We start from the raw sequence: 4,012 nt of genomic DNA, 5'->3' as shown, positions 1-4,012 counted from the left end.
CTACCTGGGCCGACGACAACGAGGCGAGGCGCCGTCTGGCGCCGGCAGACTCTGGACGAACTTCCGGCGGCGACCACTAGCCATCCATCGGGCGAGAAGGGCACGGTTACCCGTCCCCCAGCTGCGAACCTCAGCCCACTTGATCAGCTCAGCACGGGTGACGAAGGTAAGGAACGGCTGAGTGTTGATCAATTTGGTTGCTAATGCGATTGGCAGACGCTTCTTGATAATCATCGAGGAGACGTCGGTGTCTACGACGACAGAACGCATCCCTATCTCACGCCACGTCCCGACGGCGCTCGGCGTAGGTAAACGCCAAGAACTCGTCCAGCTCTGCGTCCGACTCAAAAATGTCAGCCGACATGGCCTCCAGGTCAGCCAACGACCGGATCGGTTCAGCGTTCTTAGCCCGGATCAACTCATTGATCGACAAACGAGGCTGGCGCGACGGAAACACGGGGTAGTCAGCGCTGCTGGTATTCATGACGACCTCCACGTGTCACCTACTATCACTACCGCATGAGAGCAGTGTACGACTCTCCTTGACACGCCGGTACCGATCTTCATCGTGTCGAGCAATCAGACAGCCACACACACGAGGGCGGCGGTCTCCGCCCGTGGAGCCGGTGCACCGAGTTCGAGAACGAAGTCACCTCGACCATCGTCCGGCTCGCCGGGGAGAAACGCCACCCGCCGATGAGCACGGCCGACCTGCTCGGCTGCTTGGAACGGGCCGGTGCGGAGCGTTTCGCCGCACGTGTGCGCTCCACCGTGAGCCGGATTCCCATCCCAGGCCCGGAGAACGACAGTCCCTCAGAGTGACGGCAAGGCGGATCGTCTGGACCCCGTCAGTGCCGATCGTCCCCTCTCCATCCCGCCCTCCGCGGCGACGGCGCCTCACAGCTTCGGCGCCACCAGGCCGGTGCCCTCCCGCCCTATGCTGTTTTCGGTTTTTTCCGGAGGCCGGCGAGTCCGTCCGGGGACAAGATGTGCCGCTGCGCGAGATGGATTGCGCCTGCCGTCCCGGCCGTGTTCCCGAGTCTGCTGGCCTCGACTGTCAGCGATCTGGTCCCGAGGGCGAGAGCGCGTCCGTAGATGCCGCTGCGGATGCCCGCGACGAGGTTGTCGGATGCGGCCAGGGACCCGCCGACGACGACGAGGGACGGGTTATGGAAGTTGACGAGCGCGGCCAAGACGCCCCCGATCTGCTCGGAGGCCACCTGGATGGCCCGTCGCGCCGACGGGTCGCCGTCCGCGGCGAGACGGGCGACATCGCCGACGTCGGAGACACGCGTGCCGTTCCGCTGGAGTTCCGTCGCGAGCGCGCCGCCGCCGGCCGCTGCCTCGAGGCAGCCGACGTACCCGCAGGTGCAGGTCGCGTCGTTGCCAGGGATGCGGATGTGCCCGATGTCGCCGGCCGCGCCGTCCGCCCCGCGGTGGATACGACCGCCGCTGATGATGCCGCAGCCGATGCCGGTGCCGACCTTGACGAACAGCATGTGCTCGACGCCGGTCCGCGCCCTGTGCTCGCCGACCGCCATCAGGTTGACGTCGTTGTCAACCAAGACCGGAGCTTCGTACCGCGGCTGGAAGTAGGAGGGAATCCGGTAGTCGTCCCAGCCAGGCATCACCGGGGGCTTCACCACAGTGCCGGTCGCGTGTGCCACCGGGCCGGGGACGCCGCAGGCGACAGCGAGGACGTCGGCCGGCTTCCGCCCGGCCTCGGCCAGCATCTGCTGGAAACCCGCGTCCACCCACGCGAGCACCGATTGCGGGCCGTCGCCGATCCTGATGTCCTTGCTTCTGGCCGCCAGAGGCTGCCCGTCGAGGTCGGCGGCGGCCAGTCGGGCCTGGGTCACGCCCAGGTCGGCCGCGAGGATGACACCCGCCTGCGGGTTGAGGCCTAGGCGGGAGGGGTGCCGGCCGCCGGTGGAGTGCCCGTCCCGCTCCTCCTTGAGGATTCCCCGCCGGCGGAGGTTGTCGACATGCAGGGACACCGTGGACCTGGCCAGGCCGGTCGCCCTCGCCAGGTCGGCCCTGGTGACGGCCGGCCCGCTCGCGACCTCCAGCAGGAGCCGGCTGAGGGTGACCAGTTCCCGGGGTTTCGCGGCGGCCGGCGCCGGATGCGCCGCGCGGGGAGAGGAAGCCATGAAGCTACCGTACCGCGCGGCGCCTATATAGTTCGAAATCGAACTCGACCGTGCTTGTTGACAGCATAAACTTCAGATCTTACTGTTGACTTCGATATAAGAGGCTTCCGTCGAAGTCCGGCACCGCTGGCACCGCCGGAGTGACGCGACCCCGGTCCCGACCGCCGCGCCGGGTGCGAGCCCGCACCGACCTCGACGAGCCGCGCCGCCTCGTCGAGGTCGGTGTCCACCCGTGCAGGAGGTGTCATGCAACTCGGGTTCTTCACAGACTGTCTCCCGAACCTCGACCTGAGCTCGGTCGCCGGCTGGGCGAAACAGGCGGGCTACCAGGCGCTCGAGATAGCCGCCTGGCCACGGGCAGGGGAAGGCCGCGGAACGCACGCCAGCCACCTGGATGTCACCGACCCGGGCTGCGCCGAGACGACCGCGGCGATCCTGGCCGAGCACGGCCTGGTCGCCTCCGCGATCGGCTACTACGAGAACAACCTGCACCACGACGCTGACCAGCGCCGCCGCATCCACCGGCATCTGGCGGCCTGCATCGACGCCGCGGCGGCCCTGTCTGTCCCCTGTGTCACCACCTTCGTCGGGCGGGACACTACCCGTACCGTGCGGGAGAACCTGGCCCTCGCCGGCCCGGCGCTGCGACCGCTGGTCGACCACGCCGGGGAGCGCGGCGTGAAGCTGGCCGTCGAGAACTGCCCGATGGAGGGGTGGCACCCGGACGGCTACCCAGCCAACCTTGCCTACTCCCCGGAATTATGGGAATGGGCCGCCTCGCTGGGCTTCCACCTCAACTACGACCCCTCCCACCTGCTGTGGCTGGGGATCGACCCCGTGCAGGCGCTGCGCGCCCACCTGGACTGGGTCGTCCATGTCCAAGCGAAGGACACGCAGGTCGACGTCCACGCGCGTACGCGCTACGGCGTTTTCGGCAAGACCGTGGAGCGGCACCACCCCTTTGACGCCGGCTGGTGGAGATACCGTGTCCCCGGCCTCGGCGACGCCGATTGGCGGCGGCTGGTCGATCTTCTCCACGAGGCCGGCTACAGCGGCGTCGTGGCCGTCGAACACGAAGACCCTGTCTGGCAGGGAAGCGAACAACGCATCAAACGCGGGCTGCGGATCGCGCATCGCACCCTGCACCCACTCATCGTTGCCTAATCCGAATTAATATGATCATGAGCGCACTGCAGGCCGGCAACCTAGATATTTGTCCCGATTTAAACCTAAAAATCACACGCAGTCACAGCCCGCACCCCGTCCAACCATCGGCCACACACGCGCAGGTCCCCACCGGCCACAGCCCGCCCCGACCCCGCAGACGAAGGCCGACGACCGCGCCGGGCACCCACCGCAACACCGTGCAGGATCACGCCCCGCTCGGGTACCCCAAGTACCGGGACCGGACACGGGGCTGCCATCACCGCGGTCCCATGCCCTCGCCCGCCGTAGGTCCCTCATCCCGTACCAGTCCCACGCCAGCGACGAAGCCGCCCCGAACCCCCAGCTGGACAGGAGTCAGGAGCTCTCCCGTGGCCGACCAGGACAACGAAGACGACGAGGCAGAGCCGGCACACCCGGCACGGCGGCGCCTTGTCACGCCGTTCGTCATCGCAGCCGGGGCCGGCAGCGGCGCGGTGGCCGTGGCCAGTCCCACGGCCGGGGCTGCGCTTGGCGTAGCCGTCACTGTTCTTGTCGCCCTCGACGAACTAGCCAGGCCGCACAGGTCCCGCCGCACGCGGCACTAAGTGGTCGGCGCTGGAAGTCCTTCGGGGGTTGTCGGATGCCAGGTGGATGCGTCGCGAGGCGGAGGAGGACCCGGTAGCGGTGTTCTACCTGGGCCGACGACAACGAGGCGG

4 protein-coding genes are annotated in these 4,012 nt (G+C 68.0%); 2 read left to right on the top strand and 2 right to left on the bottom strand.

Annotated elements, in window-relative coordinates:
* Nucleotides 1-277: 277 nt before the first annotated feature.
* Nucleotides 278-484 (bottom strand): hypothetical protein, encoded by a 207-nt coding sequence (locus tag MJ783_RS22410; RefSeq protein WP_239313666.1) that lies wholly within the window; start codon nucleotides 482-484, stop codon nucleotides 278-280.
* A gap of 451 nt (nucleotides 485-935) precedes the next feature.
* Entirely contained in the window at nucleotides 936-2,150 is a 1,215-nt protein-coding gene (locus tag MJ783_RS22405) for an ROK family protein (protein ID WP_239313664.1), read from the bottom strand.
* Between the two features lie 246 nt (nucleotides 2,151-2,396).
* Between MJ783_RS22405 and MJ783_RS22400 the strand changes: the two genes are divergently transcribed.
* Complete coding sequence (locus tag MJ783_RS22400) at nucleotides 2,397-3,314, top strand: sugar phosphate isomerase/epimerase (RefSeq protein ID WP_239313662.1); 918 nt, start codon at nucleotides 2,397-2,399, stop codon at nucleotides 3,312-3,314.
* Between the two features lie 371 nt (nucleotides 3,315-3,685).
* Nucleotides 3,686-3,901 carry a hypothetical protein gene (locus MJ783_RS22395; protein WP_239313661.1) on the top strand — a complete coding sequence of 72 codons (216 nt, stop codon included), beginning with the start codon at nucleotides 3,686-3,688 and terminating at the stop codon, nucleotides 3,899-3,901.
* The last annotated feature ends 111 nt before the right edge of the window (nucleotides 3,902-4,012 follow it).

Source organism: Protofrankia sp. Cj3, assembly GCF_917627355.1.
GTDB lineage: Bacteria > Actinomycetota > Actinomycetes > Frankiales > Frankiaceae > Protofrankia.
This window is presented reverse-complemented; position numbering and strand designations above follow the sequence as displayed.

What these genes read in the sequence shown, in the direction of transcription:
- MJ783_RS22400 (WP_239313662.1), top strand. Translation starts at nt 2,397, where the DNA reads ATGCAACTCGGGTTCTTCACAGACTGTCTCCCGAACCTCGACCTGAGC.
- MJ783_RS22405 (WP_239313664.1), bottom strand. Translation starts at nt 2,150, where the DNA reads ATGGCTTCCTCTCCCCGCGCGGCGCATCCGGCGCCGGCCGCCGCGAAA.
- MJ783_RS22410 (WP_239313666.1), bottom strand. Translation starts at nt 484, where the DNA reads ATGAATACCAGCAGCGCTGACTACCCCGTGTTTCCGTCGCGCCAGCCT.